Raw genomic sequence first — 22,355 nt, 5'->3', positions numbered from 1 at the left:
GAACGTCTGATGTCACATCCCGCGGGCCCCACGGCCCCGCACCGCCGGCGCCGCCCCGCCAATCGACAGGGCGTCGCCGGATGGCTCTTCGTCTCGCCCGTGCTGGTGATCCTGGGGCTCTTCCTGTTCATCCCGATCCTGATGGCGCTGTGGGTCAGCGTCTCGGACTGGTCGGGCAATGGCAGCCCCTTCGACCCCTCGGTTGGCTTCGTCGGCGCCGAGAACTATCGGGCGGTGCTGCGCGGCAAGGGATTCTTCCGCACCGCCTTCTACTTCCCGAGCGTCACCAGCTCGGTGGCGATCACCACACTGTGGCTCTTCCTGTTCAACGCCTCCGGCTCGGTGAACAAGGCCCTGGGCTGGCTCGGCGTGCACGGCCCCAACTGGTTCGCCGACCCGCGCGGTGTGCTCGGCCTGCTGCTCGAACCCCTCGGCGTGCACGAGACCGGCGCACTGGCCAGGCCCGGCTTCCTGGGCGTCAGTGCCTACAAGTGGCTGCAGGGCCCCTCTCGGTGGCGATGTGCGTGTTCATCCTGATGGCCATCTTCACCACCTCGGGCACCTTCATGCTGCTGTTCATCGCCGCGCTGCAGAACATCGGCGAAGAGACCGAGGAGGCCGGCATGATGGACGGCGCCAATGCCTGGCAGGTCTTCGACCAGATCGCCATCGGCTCGCAGGGCGCCCCCGCCAAGACCACCCTCACCCCGGCCTACCTGAGCTTCACCAAGGCCTTCAACGACGGCGAGTGGGGCCGCGGCGCCGCGATCGCCTTCGTGCTGTTCGCCATCATCATCGTGATGACGATCCTGCAGCGCCTGGTGCTGGGCAGCTCGGACTTCTCCGCGATGACCCGCAGACAGCGTCGGGCTGACCGGGCCGCCCGGCAGGCCGCCGATGCCCGTGAGGCCGCCCGGACGCGCGCCCTCACCCACGCGAACACGAACAATGGAGGTGTCGCATGAGCACCGAGACCTCCCTGGTGCCCGGCGGGCGCCCGCCGCGGGTCGGCACCTGGATCACGCTGGCCGTGCTGTGCTTCCTGGCCCTCGGCTACGTCTTCCCCTTCGTGCTGCAGGTGGCCAGCTCCTTCAAGAGCGACACCGAGGCCACCGCCAACCCGATGGGCCTGGTGCCGCAGGTGTGGACCACCGCCGCCTACCAGCGGCTCTTCCAGAACTCCGACTTCCCGTTGTGGTTCGCCAACTCCGTGGTGGTGACGCTCTTCGTGACTGCGGGCCGCGTCTTCTTCAACTCGCTGGCCGGCTATGCCCTGGCGCGGCTGCGCTTCCCCGGACGCCGGCTGGTCTTCCTGCTGCTGGTGGCCGTGATGAGCGTGCCCGGCGTAGTGCTGCTGATCCCCAGGTTCCTGGTGATCAACACCCTGGGCATCTATGACTCCTACCCGGCGCTGGTGCTGCCGCTGCTGGTGGATGCCGCCGGGGTGTTCATCATGAAGAACTTCTTCGAGTCCATCCCGGCCTCGGTGGAGGAGGCGGCCCGCATCGACGGCGCCGGCACCTTCCGCACCTTCTGGTCGATCGTGCTGCCGATGGCGGTGCCCGCGCTGGTCACCATCACAATCCTCAGCTTCCAGGGCTCGTGGAATGAGTACAGCCACTTCATCATCACCTCGCAGGACCCGGCGTTGTTCACCCGCACCAAGGGCGTCGGCACGCTGGCCTCGGGCGGCCTGGGCGGCAAGGCCAACCAGTTCCCGCTGAAGCTCGCGGCAGCCGCCGTCATGACGATTCCCGTCGCGGTGCTCTTCTTCGTCTTCCAGCGGCGGATCATGAACACCTCGGCCGGTGCGGTGAAGGAGTAGCCGCACTGGTCGTCGCGGTCCTGTCTGGCACAAGTGGCAGCCGCCGAGCACACGGTCGAGTCGTCGAGCGCACGTAGGAGCGTGTGCCCGGCGTGCCCTTCTGGTGCTCGGCGAACGTGGTGTTGTCGGGGTGTTGTCCGTGCACCTGTGCTCCTTCCGTCACCCACGAGGCCCGGGGGACGATCCGGTGCATGGAGACGAGGATGATGGCCGATGTACGCAGCACCCGCCAGTTGCGGGCCGACGGGATGGACGCCCGTGCCCTTCGGCGAGCCGTGGGTGAGGGCAGCGTGAAACGGGTACGACGAGGCGCCTACCGTCCGGCGGGTGAGATCGGGCTGCGCGACGAGCACCGACGCCTCGTGGAGGCGACCATCGGCGAACTCCAACCGGGAACGGTGGTCAGTCATGCCTCGGCCGCCGTCCTGCACGGGCTCGTCGTGCGCCAGGGCGCGCTGCAGCGAGTGCACCTCACCCGCCATGGTCGCGGGCGACGAAACCAGACCGTCCACGTGCATCCCGCACCGCTGCTCGACCAGGAGTGCACCAGCGTGCGCGGCATCCCGGTCACCACCATCGCCCGGACCTTGGCCGACCTGGGACGTACCGAGGAGCTCCGATGGGCGGTGGCCGGCCTGGATGATGCGCTGCGGCGCAATCTCACCGGCCCGTCCGATCTGGCCGTCGCGGTGGAGCGGGCTCGCGGACTGCCCGGGATCCACGGGCTGCGCGCCGCCATCCCCTTGGCCGATGCCCGGTGCGAGAGCGTGGGTGAGTCACTGTGTCGGGTGGCCTTCCACCAGTGGGGTCTGCCTGCACCCGTCCTGCAGCACGAAGTGAACGACAGTCGGGGCCTGGTGGGCAGGGTCGACATGGCCTGGCCGGAGCACAAGGTGCTGGTGGAGTTCGACGGGAAGGTGAAGTACTCCTCGCTGGTACGGCCGGGGGAGACACCGTCAGAGGTGGTCTGGCGTGAGAAGCGCCGCGAGGACCGGCTGCGGGCGCTGGGCTGGCAGGTCATCCGTGTCACGTGGGACGAGATCTTCAGCGCCCCTGAGGCGGTCTGCCGTCAGGTCGCGGCCGCCCTGTGGCGCTGAAGCCACAGCCAGTGCGCGCAGGATCCCTGGTGCATGTGCCAGCGTGGCTGCCGCGCCTCTGCAGGGGTGTCCGGGCACATCGAGGGATCATCGGGCCCATCGAGGGCTCACCGAGCACACGAAAGGGTGCCCGGGCCCACGGTGGAACGTGTGCGGGGGGTGCTCACGGTGTGCTCGGGGAACCTACCGTGTGCTCGGGGTGATCGCGGTATTCCCGGGTGCCGGGGTGGGAGCTGGGAATGGTGGTTGGCGTGGGTAGGTGACGAGCGTGCTTCCGGGGAAATGGGGTGGTTTCTGGGAAAGCGAGCACAGGAGCGCACCGTCAAGCACACGCAGAGGTGCCCGGGCACATGTTGCAGTGTGTGCTTGGGGCACCAACCGTGTGCTCGAGGAACCCACCGTGTGCCGGAGGTGCTCTGGGTGTGCTCGGGGCACCCAAGATGTGCTCGGGCGGGGTGCCGGATCCACGGACGGGCAGTCCGGGGCCAGAGCCCGGGGCAGGCCAGCAGGTGAGGCCCACAAGCGGATTGCGGCCTAAGCCCCCGCGAAACCGTTCGGGTTCTCGCTCTGCCAGCGGAAGGTGTCGGCGCAGGCGTCGGCGATGCTGCGCTCGGCGCGCCAGCCCAGCTCCTGCTCGGCCAGCGACGGGTCGGCGAAGGAGGAGGCGACGTCACCGGGACGTCGGGCCACCACCTCGTAGGGGATCGCGACGCCGGAGGCCTCCTGGTAGGCCTTGACGATCTCCAGCACCGAGGCCGGACGGCCGGTGCCCAGGTTCCACACGTGGTGTCCATCGTGGGAGCCCAAGTAGTCGAGGGCCGCCAGGTGGCCGGCGGCCAGGTCCACCACGTGGATGTAGTCGCGGGTTCCGGTACCGTCGGGGGTGGGGTAGTCGTCGCCGAAGACCATCAGCTTCTCGCGACGGCCCGTCGCCACCTGTGCGACGAAGGGCAGCAGGTTGTTCGGGATGCCCTTGGGGTCCTCGCCGATGCGGCCCGAGGCGTGGGCCCCGATCGGGTTGAAGTAGCGCAGCACGCCCACCCGCAGCTCGGGATCGGAGGCGGAGACATCGGCCAGCACCTGCTCCACCATGTGCTTGGTGCGGCCATAGGGATTGGTGGCGCCGGTGGGGGCGTCCTCGCGGAAGGGCGGCTCGGACAGCTCGCCGTAGACCGTCGCCGAGGAGCTGAAGACGATCGTGTGGCAGTCGTGGCGGCCCATCGCCTCCAGCAGGGTGAAGGTGGAACCCAGGTTCTCCCGGTAGTAGGTGAGCGGGATCTGGGTGGACTCGCCCACCGCCTTCCACCCGGCGAAGTGGATCACGGCCTCGGGCTTGAAGTCCGCGAAGGCGGCATCCAGCGCCTGCTCGTCGCGCACATTGGCTTCGACGAAGCCCGGCTCACGCCCCGCCAGCTCGCCGACGCGCCGCAGCGACTCGGGCGAGGAGTTCGACAGGTCGTCCACCACCAGGACCTCGTGGCCCTTCTCCAACAGGGCAAGAGTTGTGTGGGAGCCGATGTAGCCGGCACCGCCGGTGACCAGGACGCGCATGGGTGAACCTTTCGGGAGGGATCGTGACCAGCCTACGCAGCCAGCATGGCCCCGGTGGTGGTGGACCCGCTGTGTGCGCGTTGTGCGTCTGCTGTTGAGCCTCGCCGCGCACGGACCAACCCCCTCAGCGGGTCAGTCCCACCTCGTGCGCGAAGAGCACCAGCCCAACCCGGTCGCGGGCCTGCAGCTTTGACAGCAGCCGTCCGATGTGGGTCTTGACGGTGCCCTCGGCCATGAACAGCCCGGCGGCGATCTCGGAATTGGTGGCGCCGTGGGCCACCTCCACCAGCACCTCGCGCTCCCGGTCGGTGAGCTGCTCCAGCCGCGGGTCGGGGCCGCTGCCGCCGCTGGGCAGCATCGGCACCACGTGTTCCAGCAGCCGGCGGGTGGCCGTCGGCGCCATCACCGCGCCACCGCCGGCCACGGTGCGGATGGCGGCGAGCAGGTCGTCGGGGCGGGCGTCCTTGAGCAGGAAGCCGGAGGCGCCGGCCTTGAGGGCGGCGAAGACGTACTCGTCCAGGTCGAAGGTGGTCAGCACCAGCACCTTCGCGTCGTGGCCGCGGGCGGTGAGCAGACGGGTGGCCTCGACGCCGTCCATCATGGGCATCCGGATGTCCATCAGCACCACGTCGACGGTGTGCGCGTCGAGCACCTGCAGCACCTGGGAGCCGTCGGCGGCCTCGGCGACCACCTCCATGTCGTCCTCGGCCTCGATCAGCATCCGGAAGCCGGAGCGCACCAGCGCCTGGTCGTCGGCCAGCAGCACGCGCAGCGGGCCGGGCGGGGTGGGGGTCATGGCAACTCCTTGGTGGACGGGTCGTCGGGGCTGGTCAGCGGCACTGGCACGATGGCGCGCACCAGGAAGCCGCCGGTGGGTTTGGGCTGGGCCAGCAGCTGCCCGCGCATCGACGTGACGCGCTCGTGCATGCCTTGCAGGCCGTGCCCGTCGGGTGAGGCGGTGGCCGCCGCCCCCACCCCGTCGTCGCTGATCTCGGCGATCACCAGGGTGGGGGTGTAGGTGAGCGTCACCTGGGCGGTGGCTTCGGCGCCGGCGTGCTTGAGCACATTGGTGAGTGCCTCCTGCACGACGCGGAAGACGGTCAGGCCCAGGGTGGAGGGGACCGGCGGCGGCGTGCCCTCGACGTGCAGGTGCACCCGGTTGCTGCTGCGCTGCACCATCTCGGGGATGTCCGCCAGGCCAGGGGTGGGCGCATACAGGGCTGCCTCCTGATGGGCCACCTCGTCGGGGCTGCCGCGCAGGACGCCGACGATGCGTCGCATCTCGGTGAGGGCCTCGCGGCCGGTCTGGGCGATGGTGTCGAGCACCTCGGGGGCCCGTTCGGGCTTCTTGGCGGCAAGTGCCCTGCCGCCCTCGGCCTGGACGATCATCACCGACAGCGAGTGGGCGACGATGTCGTGCAGTTCCCGGGCGATCTGGGCCCGCACCGTGGCCTCGGTGCTCAGGGCGCGCTGCTGGTGCTCGGCCAGGGCCAAGGCCCGACGCTCGGCCTCGGCCAGGGTGCGGGAGTGCTCGGCCTCCACCGACTCGCGCACGCGCCGGCCGATGACGTAGCAGGTGAGCACCAGCCCACCGCAGCCCACCATGGTGATCAGCACCAGCATCACCGGCAGGTCGGGGTCGGGGGCGTAGTGGGTGATCTGGCGGCTCCAGCGCAGCGGTCCGAGCACCGATCCGAGCGCTCCGGCCAGCAGCACCACGCGGGCGCGCGGGCCGGGCACCCAGCGCGGCACCGAGTAGACCACCAGCAGCACCGCCAGCAGGCTCGGGGTGGGCAGCGGCAGCAGCGCCAGGTGGGCCAGGCAGCAGGCCAGCGCGAGGCTGAAGGTGAGCAGCGGGCGGCGCCGCCGCAGCACGGTGACGCAGCACAGCGCCAGTCCCACCACGACGGCGGCCAGCCATTCGCTGCGGGTCTGCTCACCGGGCAGGCCGAGCATGGCCGTCGGGATGACGGTGAGGACCGCCAGCAGGCCCGCGACGGCACAGTCCAGGGACCACGTGGCGTGCGCCAGCTCGTCGGGGCGGGAGGTCCTCACCCTGCCAGCCTAGGAGTGCGGGGCTCCGGCGTCGTCGGCCCGGGGTCGCATCGGGGTGGGACTGTGGTCGCCCACTTGGCTAGCGTGATGGGAATGGAGATGACGATGATCGACTGGTCCGAGGGCCAGTGGACGCACGAGCCGGTGCGGGTGGAGCAGGCGGCCGACGGCCTGCACGTGGAGGCCGTCGAGGGCTCCGACGCGTGGTGTCTGACCTCCTACGGCTTCGTGCACGCCGACGAGCACGCGCTGCTGGCGCCGATGCCCGCCACGGGTGCCGTCGAGGTGGACTTCGTGGCCGCCTTCGAGGCCCAGTTCGACCAGGCAGGCCTCTTCCTGTGCATCGACGACGAGCACTGGGTGAAGGCCGGCGTCGAGTTCGCCGACGGGGTGCCGCAGCTGGGTGCGGTGGTGACCAGTGGCCATTCCGACTGGTCGGTGGCGCCGGTGCCGGACTGGGCCGAGCGGACGGTGACGATCCGTGCCTCGCGCGAGGGCAATGCGGTCACGCTGCGTGCCCGCGTCGAGGGCGCGCCACTCCACACATGTGGACTGACCAAACCTTGGCAAAAACCGTCCGGCGTCCTAGTGTCGAGTCATGGTGAGCAAAGAAGCTTGGACCGTCCCCGGAGTCGACCCCCGCGGCATCAGCGAACGCCTGGTGGACCGCATCTCGATGGCGCACGACGCCTCCCACTACCTGCTGACCCCGCGCACCGTGGTCACCGCAGCCGATGCCGCCGAGGTCGCGGCGGTGATGCGCCAGGCCGTCGAGCAGCGGCGCCACGTCACGCTGCGCTCGGGCGGCACCTCGCTGAGCGGGCAGGCGATCAGCGACGACATCCTGCTCGACGTGCGCCAGAACTTCCGCGAGGTCACCGTCCTCGACGGCGGCCTGCGGGTGCGCTGCCAGCCCGGTGCCACCATCCGCAATGTCAACGCCCACCTGGCGCGCTTCGGTCGTCGCCTGGGCCCCGACCCGGCCAGCGAGATCGCCTGCACCGTCGGCGGCGTGGTGGCCAACAACTCCTCGGGCATGAGCTGCGGCACCGAGCGCAACACCTACCGCACCCTCGACTCGATGGTGCTGGTGCTCGCCTCGGGCACCATCGTCGACACCTCCCGGCCCGACGCCGACCAGCGCCTGCGCCGCGACGAGCCCGCGCTGTGGGAGGGGCTGGCGGCCCTGCGCGACCGGGTGCGCTCCAATCCCGACTCGATGGCCACCATCGCGCAGCAGTACGCGATGAAGAACACCATGGGCTACGGCCTCAACTCCCTGGTCGACCACGACGAGCCAGTGCGCATCCTGGAGCACCTGGTGGTCGGCTCGGAGGGCACGCTGGGATTCGTCGCCGAGGCCACCTTCAACACGGTGCCCGTCGAGGCCCACGCCGCCACCGCCCTGCTGGTGGTCGACGACCTCTCGGTGGCCACCGACGCCCTGCCCGACCTGGTCGCCGGCGGCGCCCGGGCGCTGGAGCTGATGGACGCCGCCTCGCTGCGCGTCGTCCAGGGCTATGCCGAGGCCTCCCCGGAGCTCGCCGCGCTGCAGGTCGAGCGCCACGCCGGCCTGCTGGTGGAGACCACCAGCGACGATCCCGACGAGCTGGCCTCCGCGATGTCTGCGCTCAACGACGTGATGGCCGGCCTGCCGATCAAGAGCCCGCCGACCTTTACCAGCGACCCGCGCGAGCGCGCCAACCTGTGGCACCTGCGCAAGGGGCTCTACACCTCGGTGGCGGGGGCCCGGCCCTCGGGCACCACCAACCTGCTGGAGGACGTCGCCGTGCCGCTGGGCTCGCTGACCGCCACTGTCGACGAGCTCTCGGGGCTCTTCGCCCGCCACGGCTATGACGATGCGGTGATCTTCGGCCACGCCAAGGACGGCAACATCCACTTCATGATCAACCCGACGCTCTCGGATGCCCGCGAGCTGGAGACCTATGCGGTCTTCACCGAGGAGATGGTGGAGGCAGTTCTGGGGCGCAGCGGCACCCTGAAGGCCGAGCACGGCACCGGACGGATCATGGCGCCCTATGTCCGTCGCCAGTTCGGCGACGAGCTCTACGAGGTGATGCGCCAGGTGAAGCGGCTGGCCGATCCGCACGGGGTGCTCAACCCGGGCACCCTGCTCGACGACGACCCCGAGGCCCACCTCAACCACCTCAAGACGATGCCGCCGGTCGACGACTTCGTGGACCGCTGCGTCGAGTGCGGCTACTGCGAGCCCACCTGCCCGTCCAAGGACCTCACCACCACGCCCCGACGCCGCATCGTCCTGCTGCGCGAGATCGCGGTGCGGCCGAAGGACGAGGCCGAGGAGCTGCGTCGCGCCTATGACTACGAGGCCGTCGACACCTGCGCGGTCGACTCGCTGTGTGCCAAGGCCTGCCCGGTGCACATCGACACCGGTGTGTTCATGAAGAACCACTTCCGGGCCGAGCGGCACAGCGAGACGGCGATGAAGGCCTCTGCCGCCGTCGCCCGCCAGTGGGGACCGCTGACCACCGGCCTGCGGGCCGGCATGCACCTGGCGGACCGGCTGCCCGCGCCACTGCTGCAGGGCCTGACCGGCCTGGGACGCACCGTGGTGAGCAAGGACCTGCTGCCCGCCGTCGGGGCCGACCTGCCGCACCCGGGCATGGCGCGTCCGGCGGCCACCATCGGCCAGGGCCGCAGGAGTGGCCCGCCCGGAGCCCGCGGCGTCCTCTTCGCCTCCTGTCTGGGCGAGATCTTCGGGCCCTCGGAGTCAGGCTGTGGACGGGGCGTCACCGATGCGCTGCTGGACATCTGCGAGCGGGCCGGCGTCGAGCTGGCGGTGCCCGAGCTGGAGGGCCTGTGCTGCGGCACGCCCTGGGTGAGCAAGGGCTTCACCGCCGGCGCCGAGGCGATGGCCGAGCGGACCTTCGACGTGCTCTGGCAGGCCAGCGGCCAGGGAGCGCTCCCGATCGTCTGCGATGCCGCCTCCTGTTCGCACGGCCTGGCCGAGCTGGCTCTGCACCTGGGTGACGACAAGGCCGAGCAGTGGCGCAGTGTGCGGGTGGAGGATGCTGTCACCTTCGTCGCGCGCGAGTGCCTGCCGCAGCTGGAGACCACGCCCTCGGGGACGATGGTGCTGCACCCCACCTGCTCGATGGTGCACCTGGGCTGCGTCGACGACGCCGTGGCCTGTGCTCGGGCCGCCTTCGCCGAGGTGGAGGTGCCCATCGATGCCGGTTGCTGCGCCTTCGCCGGCGACCGCGGCATGCTGCACCCGGAGCTGACCGCCTCGGCCACCAGGGCGGAGGCCCGCGAGGTGGCCGACCTGGAGGCCGAGCACCGACGCCACGGCCGCCCGGTGGAGGCCTTCGCCAGTGCCAACCGCACCTGTGAGATGGGGATGTCCAGGGCGACCGGGCAGGAGTACCGCCACGTCCTCGAGCTGCTGGCCGAAAGGCTGGGCAGGACTGCGGCAGGTGTGCGCCGCTGAGACACACCGTCCGGCCGCCGAGACGCACCCCCTCCTTGAGGAGGGGGTGCCTCAGGGCTTGAAGTCCTTGTTGGAAAGAACATCCGACGATTCAGGGGAGGTCCGCCAAGTGGTCGCGGACATGCCGGGTGACATGTGCGTGGTGCACAATTGCCCTACCCCGGCAACGACCCACCACAAGGTCGCCGGCCACCCCCGGTATGGCCAGCCGAACAGTGCCCAGGGCCCCGTCCACCTCGAGGAGCGTCATGACGCAGCCGCCCACCCAACGCGGGGCAGCCGCCCCCGCCGAGGTGCGCGACTACCGGGCCGTCGCCCGTCAGATCACCGAGGGCAGCCAGGACGCGAGCTGGGTGGAGGACGCGGTCAACGCAATCGAGGAGCGCGTCGACCTGGCCGACCACCGCCTGCTCACCGTCCTGGCGCTGTTGCTGGACGGCGGGCACGAGCTGCCCACCCCGTTGCGCGAGGGGCTGGAGCGGGCCGTGCAGGGCTTCCGCTACTGGATGGACGAGCCGGGCGACGACTCGATGTGCCACTGGAGCGAGAGCCACCAGATCTGCTTTGCGGTGGCCGAACACCTGGCCGGCCTCACCTGGCCCGAGACCGTCTTCCGCAATGACGGCCGACTGGGCCGGGACAAGGCCAAACGTGCACGGGTGCGGATCATGCGCTGGCTCGGTCACCGCTTCCGCCACGGCTTCAGCGAATGGCTCTCGGGCACCTTCCACGCCATCGAGGTCTCCGCGCTGACCCTTCTGGTGGAGCACGTGCACGAGGATGGCGAGTTGGTGGCGCGCGCCTCGATGGTGCTCGACCTGCTGATGCTGGACCTGGCCCTGCACCGCTTCGACGGCAGCTTCGTCTCCTCCTCGGGACGCTCCGAGGCGCTGCCCAAGGCCTTCCCTGAGCGCAACGAGATCCAGTGCGTCGTCGACAGCGCCTTTGGTCGCACCCCGCCGCCCTTCGAGCCCGCACTGCCGACGTCGATCTTCCTGGCCCGGCGCCGGTACCGCATCCCGCAGGTGGTGCGCGAGATCGCCTTCGCCCAGGCCGACCACCTGGTGACCAGCTCCCACGGGCTCGACCTACTGGAGGTGCCCGCCGAGGTGCGCCGCAACAATCCCCGCACCGCCACCGAGCGCAGCGCCGAGGAGGTGGCGCTCTACTGGGGCATGGAGGCCTTCACCACGTCCGAGGCGATCGGCCCCACCCTGGAGGCCATTGAGCGGCTCCACCTGGACCAGAACCGCATCCTCAAGCCGTTGATGCCCTTCCGCAGGGTACCCTCGCGCATGGTGCAGACGGCCCTGCTGCGCTCGCTCAACCCGGTGACGCAGGGGGCGGCGCTGCAGCGGGCCAATGTGCAGACCTACCGCACCCCGCACTACCTGCTCAGCAGCGCCCAGCACTACCAGCCAGGCACCTTCGGCGACCAGGAGAACATCTGGCAGGCGGCACTTCCCGGCCAGATCCACATCTTCTCCACCCATCCCGGCTCCACCCTGCTCGACGAGTCGGCCCGGCCGGCGACGCCCTCGGGCTGGGTCGGCAACGGTATCCGTCCCGACGTCGCCCAGATGCGCAATGTGCTGCTGGCGCTCTACGACACCCGGATGCGGCGCGGCTACCTGGAGGGGCAGCGCCACGAGCTGAGCCACGTCTTCTTCCCCGCCGCCAACTTCGACGAGCTGTACGTGGCCGAACGGGTGGTGGCCGGACGGCGCGAGGACTCCTACTTCGGGATGGTCTCGCTGGACACCATCGAGATGCCCAATGAGAGCGAGCTGCTGCAGCGTGGCACGGTGACCGGCTGGGCCGTGATGCTGGCCGACCGCTCCGACTTCGGCTCCCTGTCCCGCTTCGTCGACTACCTCAAGCGCTGCCCGCTGGTGCACACCCGCTCCACGCTCACCTGGAAGACTCCCGAACACCACTACTCGCTGGAGTGGTGTGGTGACTTCTGCGTCGACGGCGCCCCGGTCGACACCGACTACCCGCGCCAGCGCAGCGACTGGACGAGGATTGCCCGCCGTCCCACCGTGATCGAGGTGACCGGCCGCACCGGCACCCTGGTGCTGGACTGGAAGTTGGGGACGCGCTCCCAGGGGCCGGGCGTCCCGGGCGCGCCCTAGCACCCCCCTCCACGGGATGCCACGGCTGTGGTGGCTTCCCTCCTTTGGTCTTGTCGAAGGGTTCCCGCCCGACCAAAAAAGTGATATCATTTTGATATCCACTTCTTCTCGGCGCACCAGCGAAGGACACAGCCATGGACGACGACCCCGACCTCACCCCCACCCCCGACGAACAGCCGCTGCAGACCCAGCCCGTGGGCCACGACGGCATCCGCATCGACATCGCCGAGCGCAAGGCGTGGAGCATGTCGGGCATCCTCTTCCTGCTCCTCGCCCTGCTCGGCTTCCTGGGCGGCTGCGCCCTCGTCGCGACGGGCTTCCTCGGCGGGGCCGTCTGGAAGATGGTCCTCGGCGTGCTGCTCGTGCTCGCCGCCCTGGTGCTGTCCACCGGCCTGCGGATCGTGAATCCCGGCGAGGCGGCCGTCGTGCAGTTCCTCGGCCACTACCTGGGCACCGTGCGCACCACCGGACTCAACCTCACCGCCCCGCTGACCACCGGGCGCAAGGTCTCGGTGAAGGCGGTCAACTTCGAGGTGGAGCCGATGAAGGTCAACGACTCCAACGGCAACCCGATCGAGATCGGCGCCATCGTCGTCTACCAGGTGGCCGACACCGCCAAGGCCGCCTTCGCCGTCGAGGACCACGACGACTTCGTGCGCAAGCAGGCCGAGTCGGCGCTGCGCCACGTCGCCATGAGCCATCCCTACGACGACCACTCGGTGGGCTACGGCACCGACGGGCACCGGGGCGTCATCACCCTGCGTGAGTCCACCGACGAGGTCAGCGCCGAGCTGGCCCACGAGGTGGCCGAGCGGGTGGCCGTCAGCGGCGTCGAGATCATCGAGGTGCGCCTGGCCCACCTGGCCTATGCCCAGGAGATCGCCTCGGCGATGCTGCGCCGGCAGCAGGCCAGCGCGGTGCTCAGCGCCCGCCAGGTGATCGTCCAGGGCGCCACCGAGATGGCCAAGGCCGCGGTGCGGGAGCTCGACGCCGAGAGCGACATCGAGCTGGACCCCGAGCGCAAGGCCGCCATGATCACCAACCTGCTGGTGGTGCTGTGCTCCGAACAGAACACCCAGCCGGTGCTCAACACGGGAAGCCTCTACTGACCCGTGCCCGAGAAGCGCAAACAGGTGCTGCTGCGGATGAGCCCGCAGCTGCACGAGGCCCTCGCCCGGTGGGCGGCCGAGGACATGCGCTCGGTCAACGGGCAGGTGGAGATGCTCCTGCGCGACGCACTGCGTCGCGCAGGACGCCTGCCGTCCGACATGCCCGCCCCGCGCGGGCCCGGCCGGCCGAGCAAGGACGAGGAGGACTGAGGCCGGCTGGCGGGGAGCCCGCCAGCCGGCCTGCACGTCGACCCTGGGCGTCGACCCTGGGCGTCGACCCTGGGCGAGCGGGTCAGCGCTTGCGGTAGAGGCTCTTGCTCTGGAAGACGGGCTCGCTGGTGACGCGCACCCCCAGGTTGCGGAAGATGCCCTCGTCCACCGAGCCGAGGATGGTCGAGGTGTGCACGTCGCAGTCGCGCAACTGGGCCACCTCGGCCAGCGCCCGGCGGGCATCGTCGTCGGAATTGGCGCTGACGCTCAGGGCGATCAGCACCTCGTCGGTGTGCAGGCGTGGGTTCTTGCTGCCCAGGTGCTGCGTCTTGAGCGTCTGGATGGGCTCGATGCTCTCCGGCGCCAACAGGTTCACCTTCGGGTCGATCCCGGCCAGGTGCTTGAGCGCATTGAGCAGCATCGCCGAGCAGGCGCCCAGCAGCGGGCTGGTCTTGCCCGTGATGATGGTGCCGTCGGCCAGCTCGATCGCGGCGGCCGGCGCCTTGGTCTTCTTCGCCAGGTCCAGGGCCGGCTTCACTACTCGGCGGTCGGTGCCCTCGATCCCCAGCGAACTCATCAGCAGGGCCACCCGGTCCGACTGGGCCGGTTCCAGCTCCTCGCGGCGCTCCTGGGCCAGTGCCTTGTACCAGCGACGGATCACCTCCTGCCTGGATGCCTCGCGGCAGACCTCGTCGTCGCTGATGCAGTGCCCGGCCATGTTGACGCCCATGTCGGTGGGCGACTTGTATGGCGAGCTGCCCAGGATCGTCTCGAACAGGCGGGTGAGGACCGGGAAGACCTCCACGTCGCGGTTGTAGTTGACGCACTGCTCGCCATAGGCGGCCAGGTGGTAGGGATCGATCATGTTCACGTCGTCGAGGTCGGCGGTGGCGGCCTCGTAGGCGATGTTGACCGGGTGGTCCAGCGGCAGGTTCCAGATCGGGAAGGTTTCGAACTTGGCATAGCCGGAGCTGATCCCGCGCTTGTGGTCGTGGAAGAGCTGGCTCAGGCAGGTGGCCATCTTGCCGCTGCCGGGGCCGGGAGCGGTCACGACGACCAGGTCGCGGGTGGTCTCGACGTACTCGTTCTTCCCGTAGCCGGCATCGCTGACCACGTGGGCGACGTCATTGGGGTAGCCCTTGATCGGGTAGTGGCGGTAGACCTTGAGGCCCAGCTTCTCCAGCTTGCGCTTGAAGGCCTTGGCCTGGCGGTTGTCCTCGCTCATCTGGGTGATCACGATGCTGCAGACCAGCAGCCCGTAGCTGCGGAAGGCGTCGACCAGGCGCAGCACGTCGTCCTCGTAGGTGATGCCCAGATCGGCCCGCACCTTGTTGCGGGCCAGGTCTGCGGCGCTGACGGCGATGACCACCTCGGACTCGTCGGCCAAGGTCCTGAGCATCTCGATCTTGTTGTCGGGGGTGAATCCCGGCAGGACCCGCGAGGCGTGCATGTCGTCGAAGAGCTTGCCGCCGAACTCGAGGTAGAGCTTGCCGCCGAACTGCTGGCGCCGCTCCTCGATGTGCTCGGACTGCATTGCTAGGTACTTGTCGCGGTCGAAACCGATCTTGTGCATGTCTTCCCCTGTCCGCAAAAGAAATGTGGCCGCGGCGCTCGGCCCCGAACCACCTGCAGAGCATAGCGAGCCGATGTTTCGGGTGTGTTTCCGCCTGCGTCGAGGGGAGTGGCCGGCTGGCGGGGGCTCAGTGGGCGTGGGCTCGCTCTCCCAACCCCTGGCCGTGCTCGCCGTGGGCGTGCTCGATGCCGGCAGCATAGTCGTAGTCGTGGGTGAGCTGGTTGATGGTCTCCCAGGTGTCACCGTCGATGCTCACCGCCGCCGCGGGAAACAGGCCGTTCTCCTCGTGGTCGATGTGGTTGCGCAGCGCCTTCTCGAAGGCAGGGTACTCCTCGAGGTTCCCGTCGAGCACGCGCTCCAGCTGGTCGTCGAGGCTGGCGTGCTCGCCGCACAGCGAGTCGATGGTCTCGGTGAAGTCCTCGTCCTTGCGCATCTCGTGGAAGAGCCCGGCCTCCTCGGCCTTCGTGTGGGGCCACAGCAGGTTGGCCAGCTCGACCCCGGCATGGCCCACCGTGTCGAGGTCTCCGGTCGCGACGGCGCGGCCGAGGTCCCCCAGCCGGTCGATGACGCTGTAGTGCTCCTCGGTGAAACGACCGATGAGCTCGATGGAACGGCATCCGCAGTACTCGCACATGGCACCCACACTACGCCTGTTGCCCCGGCGTTTTCCGTGGAAAACGGGACGAACCGGAGCAACGGGGCCCAGGCTGCAGCCGGCACTGACCACCGCCCCGGCCCGGCCGTCGGTGGTGGTGGTCAGGACCAGGCTGGCGTCGCTGGCATTGTTGGTGCGCGGTTGAAGCGGGCATCCATGGCGCTCGGCTTCCACCGCGAGTCGAAGACGAAGCCGGAATGCACAGAGTAGGCACTGTGCCATGAGCCGGCTGTGGACGCATCATCGCCGCCCACAGGACGGGCGCGCAGGAGATCGCTCAGTCGTTGTTGCGTCCGGTGATGACCCGCCAGAACCAGGTGTCGGGCACCGCGCGCGCGGTGCACAGGTACTCCACCGAGGCATCGGAGTAGGCGATGGCGTCCAGCTGGCTCAGGCCGCGATCGCGTCCCAGCAGGCCGACCTGGTCGCCCTTGCGCAGCGGGGTCTGCGGGTCGGGCAGGTAGGTGATCTCGTCGCCACGCTTGTGCATGTAGGGAAAGACGCTGATGGGGTGGTCCCGGTCGTCCGGATCGCGCAGCAGGTCGGCGATGCTCACCTCGTGACCGCGGTCCAGCCAGCGGCAGACCGCCGGCGCTTCGTGCGGCAGCACCGTCATCAGTCGCGGGATCGGGCAGCTCTCGCCCACCCGGTCGGTGATGCGCTGTCGCACCTCGAGCGCCTCCTCGTTGTCCAGCAGCTGCAGGTCCTCGACGAAACCCCAGTAGAGCGGGGACTCCAGCCGGGCCAGGGTCTCCAGGGCCACCAGGTCGGTGGCGATGAAGACGCTGTCGGGTTCGAAGGCGCGCAGCAGGCTGGTGGTGTGGATCGACTTCTGCCGCACCGAGAGGTACATCTCGGGGTTCACCAGACGGGCATGGGCGGCCATCGACAGGTTGGTGGTGTCGCTCTCCACGCCTGCCACGAAGCCGACGATGCCCGTGAAGTCGGGCATGCCGTCCTCGGGGGAGACCTCCTCCACCTCGAGCCCGGCCGAGCGCAGGTCCAGTGCCACCTCGCGGCCAAAACGGCCGTCGGCGCTGACCATCCACCGGCCATTGGCCAGTTCCTCGTGCAATGGCGGCATCTCGGTGCCCGGCTCGCTCATCAGCCAGGAGCTCAGCTGGTGGGTGGCCGGCCGGTTCAGTGCCATCACCAGATAGGCGCCGTAGCGGTCGAAGGGATTGATTACCGCCTGGGGGGAGAAGTCGAGCATCCGCGCCATGTTGGACCGTTCGGAACAGCGGGTGATCACCGGCACCTCGGGGCGCAGCAGATCGGCCGACATCACCACCGCCAGGTTCATCTCGTCCTTGTCGGTCATCGCGATCACCCCCTCGCACATCGGATGGCCCAGCCCCGCCAGGCCCAGCAGGGCAGGATTGCGCGGGTCACCCTGGATGGCAGGCACGTCACCGGTCAACTGGTCGGTGGTGAGCACGTCGATCCGCTCGGGATCCTCGTCGACCACCACCAGCCGCCGTCCGGCCGTGTCCAGCGCCATGGCCAGGGTGCGGCCGGCCTGACCGTAACCGGCCAGCAGCAGGAAGGGTTCGTGGATGCCCTTGACCTTGCTGCGGAAGCGTTGCAGGTTCACCGCATTGCGGAAGGCCGGTTCCTGCAGCAGCGCGAAGAGCGAGCCGAAGACATAGGCCCAGGCCACCACCGAGGCATAGATCGTCAGGGTCACCCACATGCGCTGGGCGCTGGTGAAGGTGTAGTTCAGCTCGCCGTAGCCGATCGTCATCGCCGTGTAGCTGATGAAGTAGAAGGCATCGAACAGGCTCATGTGCCAGGCATTGCCCTCGGAGTCGACGCCAGGGATGAGGCTCAGGCCCAGCGAACTGATCGAGAAGATCACGATCAGCACGATCAGGGGGAAGCGCATCCGGCGCAGCACCAGGAAGATCGCCTCCGTGGACGGCACATCGGTGGGCACGTCCACCTCCACCCGCCGCAGGCGACGGGTGGAGTGCCAGGGCCGAGAGACCATCGGGGCCATGGTCAGCGGCGACGGTAGGAGGCGGTCTCGATGACCAGCAGGATCAACGAGACCATGTTGGCCAGCAGCGCTCCTCCCGACAGCGAGACCACTGACGAGGTGTGTGCCACCGTCAGCCCGGCCTCGGAGGCCTGGGTCACCCAGATGTAGACGCCCGCCGCCAGGACCAGCTGGATCACTGCCACCAGCGAGGTGGCCAGGTGGACCGCGCCGATCTGGGTGCGGTCACCGAACTTGAGCACGGTGGCGATCAGGTTCACCACCACGGCGGCATACAGCTCGTAGACATTGTGCAGCTGCGGATTGCCCATGTCGCCGATGAAGAAGCCGAAGTTCAACGTGGCGGACATCAGGACGAAAAAGCCGAAGACCACTTTCTCCATGTTCACCCGCGCCACGGTAGTCGCCGCAGGCCCCGCACGGCGAGTGCTGGCTGAAGTGGCGGATGAGGGGCCATGTGGTCAGACCAAGAGTTCGGGTCGTCAGCTCCTCACAGACCGGGCGGTTCGCTGTGGGGCGTCGGCACGGGAGGGTTGGCGCGGCGCCGCAGCACCCGGTTGCCCACCCCCAGCGCCAGCAGCACGCCAGTCACCGTGATCGCAGCCCCGAGGATACCCAGCGGCGTGGGGAGCTCACCGTCGTAGAGCCAGGCCGCCCCGGCCCCGATCACCGGGACGAACATCGACCATGGGGCGACGCTCGCCGCCGAGTGCCTGCTCAACAACAGATTCCAGATGCCATAGCCGAACATCGAGGCGCCATAGGCGATGAAGGCCAAGCCGCCCAGCGAGCGCAGGCTCACGTGCTGGATCGCGGCCAGTGCACTGGCAGGGCCGCCCTCCAGCCAGAAGGAGGCCAGCAACAGCGGGACCGGCGGCACCAGCGCCGACCAGACCACAAGCGAGAAGCCCGTACGCGGCGGGTGGCGTCGCGTGATCACATTGCCGCACGCCCAGCTCAGCGCGGCGCCGACGGTGAGCAGGAAGGGCAGCACCGGGGCGGCGGCCAGGTACTGCGCCCCCACCACCGCCATGCCCACCAGGCCGATCACGATGCCCGCCACCTGCATTCGGTTGGGCCGCTCGCTCAGCACCGTCGCCGCGATCACCACGGTGAACAGGGTCTGCACCTGCAGCACCAGCGAGGCCAGGCCCGCGGGCATGCCCAGCATCATGCCGACATAGAGCAGTCCGAACTGCAGCGCGCCCATCGTCAGGCCCGAGGCCAGCACCGGCCAGAAACCCATGCGGGGCCGGGCAATGACGAAGACCGCCGGAAGGGCCACCAGCACGAAGCGCAGCGCGGCCATCAACAGGGGCGGCAAGCTCTCCATGGCCATCTTGGCGGCGACGAAGTTGACGCCCCAGACCAGGATCACCAGCACCGCCAGGCCCACATCGCGTCGCGGCATCCATCCCCTCCTCCCATCAATCGTTGTGACAAGACTCACACCTGCCGGGCCAGTGTGCACGCGGCAGGCCGATCGGTGGACCGCGGCGGGCAAAGGATGGCAACCGGTTCCCAGCCACCCGGCCCCTGCCTAGCGTGGCGGCGAAGGGTGAGGGGGCCCGTCGCAGCCGTCGCCAGCGCGGCATCGGCAGGGCCATTGCCCAGGACGCGACGACAGGAGAGCACCATGTGGACCCTGACCGGATTTGCCGACGAGATCGCCGATGACTTCGGCGAACAGCTCCAGCTGCTCAAGCAGCTCGGCGTCACCCACCTCGAGTTCCGCAGCGCCTGGGGGCAGAACATCCTGCTGCTCGACCAGGCCCAGCGCGAGAAGGCCAAGGCCATGCTCGACGAAGCCGGCATCAAGGTCAGCTCCATCGGCTCCCCGATCGGCAAGATCAAGGTCACCGACGACTTCGAACCGCACCTGGGGGCCATGAAGCATGCCGTCCAGGTGGCCCACTTCTTCGAGACCACCAACATTCGCGTCTTCAGCTTCTTCATCCCCGAGGGCGACGACCCCGACAGCCACCGCGACGAGGTGATCCGCCGCATGAAGGCCATCACCGAGGTGGCCGAGGCCGGCGGCGTCACGCTGCTGCACGAGAACGAGAAGGACATCTACGGCGACATCCCGCGCCGCTGCGTCGACATCATCGAGTCCGTCGGCTCCGAGCACCTCAAGGCCATCCTCGACCCCGCCAACTACGTCCAGTGCGGCGTCAAGCCCTTCGACGAGGCCTACCCGCTGGTCCGCCCCCACCTGGCCTACATCCACCTCAAGGATGCCGTCGCCAACACCCCCGACGTGGTCCCCGTCGGCGAAGGCGACGGGCAGGTGCCCGAGATCCTGCACGCCCTGCACGAGTCCGGCTACGACGGCTTCCTGTCGATCGAACCCCACCTGGGCGACTACACCGAGTTCGGCGCCATGAGCGGACCCGAGCTGTGGACCAGGGCACACGGCGCCCTGGTCGGCCTGCTGCGCGCCGAGGGAGTCGACTTCCAGTGACCACCGCGGCACTGGTCGGCTGCGGCGACGTCAGCGTCGTCCACCTGGAGGCCTTCCAGGAACTGGGCATCGACCTGCTCGGCATCGCCGACACCGAAGCCGACGGACGCGCCCGGGCCGAAGCCCTCGCCCCCGGCGTGCCCGTCTTCGAGAACCACCAGCAGCTGCTGGAGCAGCTGCGGCCCGACGTCGTGCACGTCACCACCCCGCACCACCAGCACGCCCAGGTGACCAGCGACGTGCTCGCCGCCGGCATCCACGTCGTGCAGGAGAAACCGCTGGCCAACACCCTGGCCGCCGGCCAGCAGCTCGTCCAGGCCGCCCAGGCGAGCACGGCAAAGCTCGGCATCTGCTTCCAGAACCGCTACAACCTCACCGCCCAGGCCCTCAAACAAGTCCTCGACGACGGGGAACTGGGCGAGGTGCAGGGCGCCTATGCCTCGGTGGTGTGGAGCCGCACGCCCGACTACTACCAGGCACGGCCCTGGCGCGGCCGATGGAGCACCGCCGGCGGCGGCCTGCTCATCAACCAGGCCATCCACACCCTCGACCTGCTGCAGTGGCTCTTCGGCGAACCCGTCGAGGTCCGGGGCCAGGCCGCCAGCCTGCGCTATGGCGAGGTGAGCGAGGTCGAGGACGTCGCCACCGCCTGGTTCACCCACCCCGGCGGCATCACCTCCACCTTCGTCGGCAGCCTGACCAATGCGGTGCACCGCAATGTGGAGCTCGAGGTCTACGGCTCCAAGGGCGTCGCCACCGTCGCCGGCGGACTGCACGTGCGCCTGCTCGACGGCAGCACCCGCGACGTCGCCGAGCGCGTCGTCACCACCACCGGACGCAGCTACTGGGGGCTCTCGCACCAGGCCTTCATCGCCGACTTCCACTCCCGCCTCGACGACCCCGAACCCTTCTGGATCGGGCCCGGCGAGGCGATGGCATCCCTGCGGATGCTCAAGGAGGTCTACCGGCAGAGCTTCGACGAGTCCGTCGGCCACCAGTGATTCCGCACTCCCGATCTTCCCAATCCCGCGCAAGGAGAGAACATGACTGACAAGCAGCTTCGCCTGGGCATCATCGGCCTCGGTGCCGAGGGCGGCATGTACGCCACCTTCATCCACGACGGCCAGGTGCCCAACATGACCATCGGCGCCATCGCCGACATCGACGAGTCGAAGAAGGCCCGCGCCGACGAGCTGGGCGTGCCCTTCTTCACCGACTACGTCGAGATGCTCGACTCCGGCCTGGTCGACGCCGTGGTCACCACCGTGCCGCACTACCTGCACCCCGAGATGGGCATCAAGGCGCTGGAGAAGGGCATCCACGCCCTGGTCGAGAAGCCCGTCGGCGTCTACACCAAGCAGGCCCGTGAACTGATCGACTACGCCGCCGGCAAGCCCGAGTTGGTCTTCGGCGTCTTCTTCAACCAGCGCACCAACCCGCTCTACAAGGACCTCAAGGCGCTGCTGGACTCCGGTGAGCTCGGCGCGCTGCGCCACAGCTCGTGGATCATCACCACCTGGTGGCGTCCCCAGGGCTACTACGAGCAGTCCGACTGGCGCGCCACCTGGGGCGGCGAGGGCGGTGGCGTCCTGGTGAACCAGGCACCCCACCAGCTCGACCTGTGGCAGTGGATCTGCGGCGTGCCGAAGAGCGTGGTCGCCAAGGCCAGCTTCGGCTTCCGCCGCGACATCGTCGTCGAGGACGAGGTGACCGCCCTGGTGGACTTCGGCGAGGGTGCCACCGGCACCTTCACCACCTGCACCCACGACATGATCGGCACCGACCGCCTCGAGATCCTGTGCGACAAGGGCAAGGTCGTCGTCGAGGACTCGAAGAAGGTCACCATCACCCGTCTCTCGCAGCCCGAACAGGAGTACAGCAAGGCCATGAGCATGGAGGAGGTCGGAAAGCTCTTCAAGGGCCAGCTCGACCTGTCCGACGTGATGACCACCGAGACCAAGGACTACGGCTCGGTCTGGGGCGAGCAGCACCGCGAGGTGCTGCGCAACTTCGCCGCCGCCGTGCTCGACGGCGAAGAGCTGCTGGCCCCCGGTGGCGACGGCATCCACGGCGTGCGCCTGGCCAATGGCATCCACCTGTCGGCCTGGACCGGCGAGGAGGTCAGCCTGGTCGACTTCGACGAGGCCCGCTACCTGGAGGAGCTGAACAAGCGGATCCGCGAAGAGGGCAAGTTCGAGGAGAGGAACTGA

19 protein-coding genes and 1 pseudogene are annotated in these 22,355 nt (G+C 69.2%); 12 read left to right on the top strand and 8 right to left on the bottom strand.

Annotated features, from left to right (window positions below; translation table 11 throughout):
* The first annotated feature begins 9 nt into the window (after nt 1–9).
* The 4 genes from ACYVKA_RS05505 (at nt 10) to ACYVKA_RS05490 (ending at nt 2,922) form a co-directional block, all read left to right on the top strand.
* Nucleotides 10–537 carry a carbohydrate ABC transporter permease gene (locus ACYVKA_RS05505; protein ID WP_460703662.1) on the top strand — a complete coding sequence of 176 codons (528 nt, stop codon included), beginning with the start codon at nt 10–12 and terminating at the stop codon, nt 535–537.
* A complete protein-coding gene (locus ACYVKA_RS05500; protein WP_460703660.1) occupies nt 525–965 on the top strand; it encodes a carbohydrate ABC transporter permease in 441 nt (146 codons plus the stop codon). The genes ACYVKA_RS05505 and ACYVKA_RS05500 overlap by 13 nt, the downstream gene beginning before the upstream one ends.
* The gene (locus ACYVKA_RS05495; protein WP_460703658.1) at nt 962–1,825 is read left to right on the top strand and encodes a carbohydrate ABC transporter permease; all 864 of its coding nucleotides are present in this window, start codon (nt 962–964) and stop codon (nt 1,823–1,825) included. Before ACYVKA_RS05500 ends, ACYVKA_RS05495 begins: the two co-directional genes overlap by 4 nt.
* Before the next feature lie 203 nt (nt 1,826–2,028).
* Nucleotides 2,029–2,922: a type IV toxin-antitoxin system AbiEi family antitoxin domain-containing protein gene (locus tag ACYVKA_RS05490; RefSeq protein ID WP_460703656.1), complete on the top strand. Its 894-nt coding sequence runs from the start codon at nt 2,029–2,031 to the stop codon at nt 2,920–2,922.
* Between the two features lie 534 nt (nt 2,923–3,456).
* Here the strand turns inward: ACYVKA_RS05490 and galE are convergent.
* The 3 genes from galE to ACYVKA_RS05475 form a co-directional block, all read right to left on the bottom strand.
* Entirely contained in the window at nt 3,457–4,473 is a 1,017-nt protein-coding gene (gene galE / locus ACYVKA_RS05485) for a UDP-glucose 4-epimerase GalE (protein WP_460703654.1), read from the bottom strand.
* Between the two features lie 124 nt (nt 4,474–4,597).
* Complete coding sequence (locus ACYVKA_RS05480; protein WP_460703652.1) at nt 4,598–5,269, bottom strand: response regulator transcription factor; 672 nt, start codon at nt 5,267–5,269, stop codon at nt 4,598–4,600.
* A complete protein-coding gene (locus ACYVKA_RS05475) occupies nt 5,266–6,528 on the bottom strand; it encodes a sensor histidine kinase (protein ID WP_460703650.1) in 1,263 nt (420 codons plus the stop codon). Before ACYVKA_RS05475 ends, ACYVKA_RS05480 begins: the two co-directional genes overlap by 4 nt.
* Before the next feature lie 87 nt (nt 6,529–6,615).
* Between ACYVKA_RS05475 and ACYVKA_RS05470 the strand changes: the two are divergent.
* The 5 genes and pseudogenes from ACYVKA_RS05470 to ACYVKA_RS05450 all read left to right on the top strand — a co-directional run.
* Nucleotides 6,616–7,011: pseudogene (locus ACYVKA_RS05470) on the top strand (DUF1349 domain-containing protein); the annotation flags it as partial.
* A gap of 115 nt (nt 7,012–7,126) precedes the next feature.
* Complete coding sequence (locus ACYVKA_RS05465) at nt 7,127–10,000, top strand: FAD-binding and (Fe-S)-binding domain-containing protein (RefSeq protein ID WP_460703648.1); 2,874 nt, start codon at nt 7,127–7,129, stop codon at nt 9,998–10,000.
* Between the two features lie 248 nt (nt 10,001–10,248).
* The gene (locus tag ACYVKA_RS05460) at nt 10,249–12,135 is read left to right on the top strand and encodes a hypothetical protein (RefSeq protein ID WP_460703646.1); all 1,887 of its coding nucleotides are present in this window, start codon (nt 10,249–10,251) and stop codon (nt 12,133–12,135) included.
* 134 nt (nt 12,136–12,269) lie between these two features.
* On the top strand, nt 12,270–13,244 hold the full coding sequence (locus tag ACYVKA_RS05455) for an SPFH domain-containing protein (RefSeq protein WP_460703644.1): 975 nt from the start codon (nt 12,270–12,272) through the stop codon (nt 13,242–13,244).
* A 3-nt stretch (nt 13,245–13,247) separates the two neighbouring features.
* On the top strand, nt 13,248–13,454 hold the full coding sequence (locus ACYVKA_RS05450; RefSeq protein ID WP_460703642.1) for a type II toxin-antitoxin system antitoxin: 207 nt from the start codon (nt 13,248–13,250) through the stop codon (nt 13,452–13,454).
* Between the two features lie 82 nt (nt 13,455–13,536).
* Here the strand turns inward: ACYVKA_RS05450 and ACYVKA_RS05445 are convergent, their stop codons facing one another.
* The 5 genes from ACYVKA_RS05445 to ACYVKA_RS05425 form a co-directional block, all read right to left on the bottom strand.
* Entirely contained in the window at nt 13,537–15,027 is a 1,491-nt protein-coding gene (locus ACYVKA_RS05445; RefSeq protein WP_460703640.1) for a DUF1846 domain-containing protein, read from the bottom strand.
* A gap of 127 nt (nt 15,028–15,154) precedes the next feature.
* Entirely contained in the window at nt 15,155–15,661 is a 507-nt protein-coding gene (locus ACYVKA_RS05440) for a hemerythrin domain-containing protein (RefSeq protein WP_460703638.1), read from the bottom strand.
* A gap of 298 nt (nt 15,662–15,959) precedes the next feature.
* A complete protein-coding gene (locus ACYVKA_RS05435) occupies nt 15,960–17,672 on the bottom strand; it encodes an NAD-binding protein (protein WP_394275246.1) in 1,713 nt (570 codons plus the stop codon).
* Between the two features lie 11 nt (nt 17,673–17,683).
* On the bottom strand, nt 17,684–18,064 hold the full coding sequence (locus ACYVKA_RS05430) for a DUF6394 family protein (protein WP_460703739.1): 381 nt from the start codon (nt 18,062–18,064) through the stop codon (nt 17,684–17,686).
* A 107-nt stretch (nt 18,065–18,171) separates the two neighbouring features.
* Nucleotides 18,172–19,092 (bottom strand): EamA family transporter, encoded by a 921-nt coding sequence (locus tag ACYVKA_RS05425; protein ID WP_460703636.1) that lies wholly within the window; start codon nt 19,090–19,092, stop codon nt 18,172–18,174.
* A gap of 225 nt (nt 19,093–19,317) precedes the next feature.
* Between ACYVKA_RS05425 and ACYVKA_RS05420 the strand changes: the two genes are divergently transcribed.
* Genes ACYVKA_RS05420 through ACYVKA_RS05410 form a run of 3 tightly spaced genes read left to right on the top strand, consistent with a single transcriptional unit; the run spans nt 19,318 to nt 22,355 of the window.
* Nucleotides 19,318–20,145: a sugar phosphate isomerase/epimerase family protein gene (locus ACYVKA_RS05420; RefSeq protein ID WP_460703634.1), complete on the top strand. Its 828-nt coding sequence runs from the start codon at nt 19,318–19,320 to the stop codon at nt 20,143–20,145.
* Entirely contained in the window at nt 20,142–21,146 is a 1,005-nt protein-coding gene (locus ACYVKA_RS05415) for a Gfo/Idh/MocA family protein (protein WP_460703632.1), read from the top strand. The genes ACYVKA_RS05420 and ACYVKA_RS05415 overlap by 4 nt, the downstream gene beginning before the upstream one ends.
* 42 nt (nt 21,147–21,188) lie before the next feature.
* Nucleotides 21,189–22,355, top strand: coding sequence for a Gfo/Idh/MocA family protein (locus tag ACYVKA_RS05410; protein ID WP_460703630.1), 1,167 nt, complete (start codon nt 21,189–21,191; stop codon nt 22,353–22,355).

The sequence above is a fragment of the Luteococcus sediminum genome, from assembly GCF_054783495.1.
Note: the sequence above shows the minus strand (reverse complement) of the source record. Positions and strands in the feature narration are given on the sequence as shown.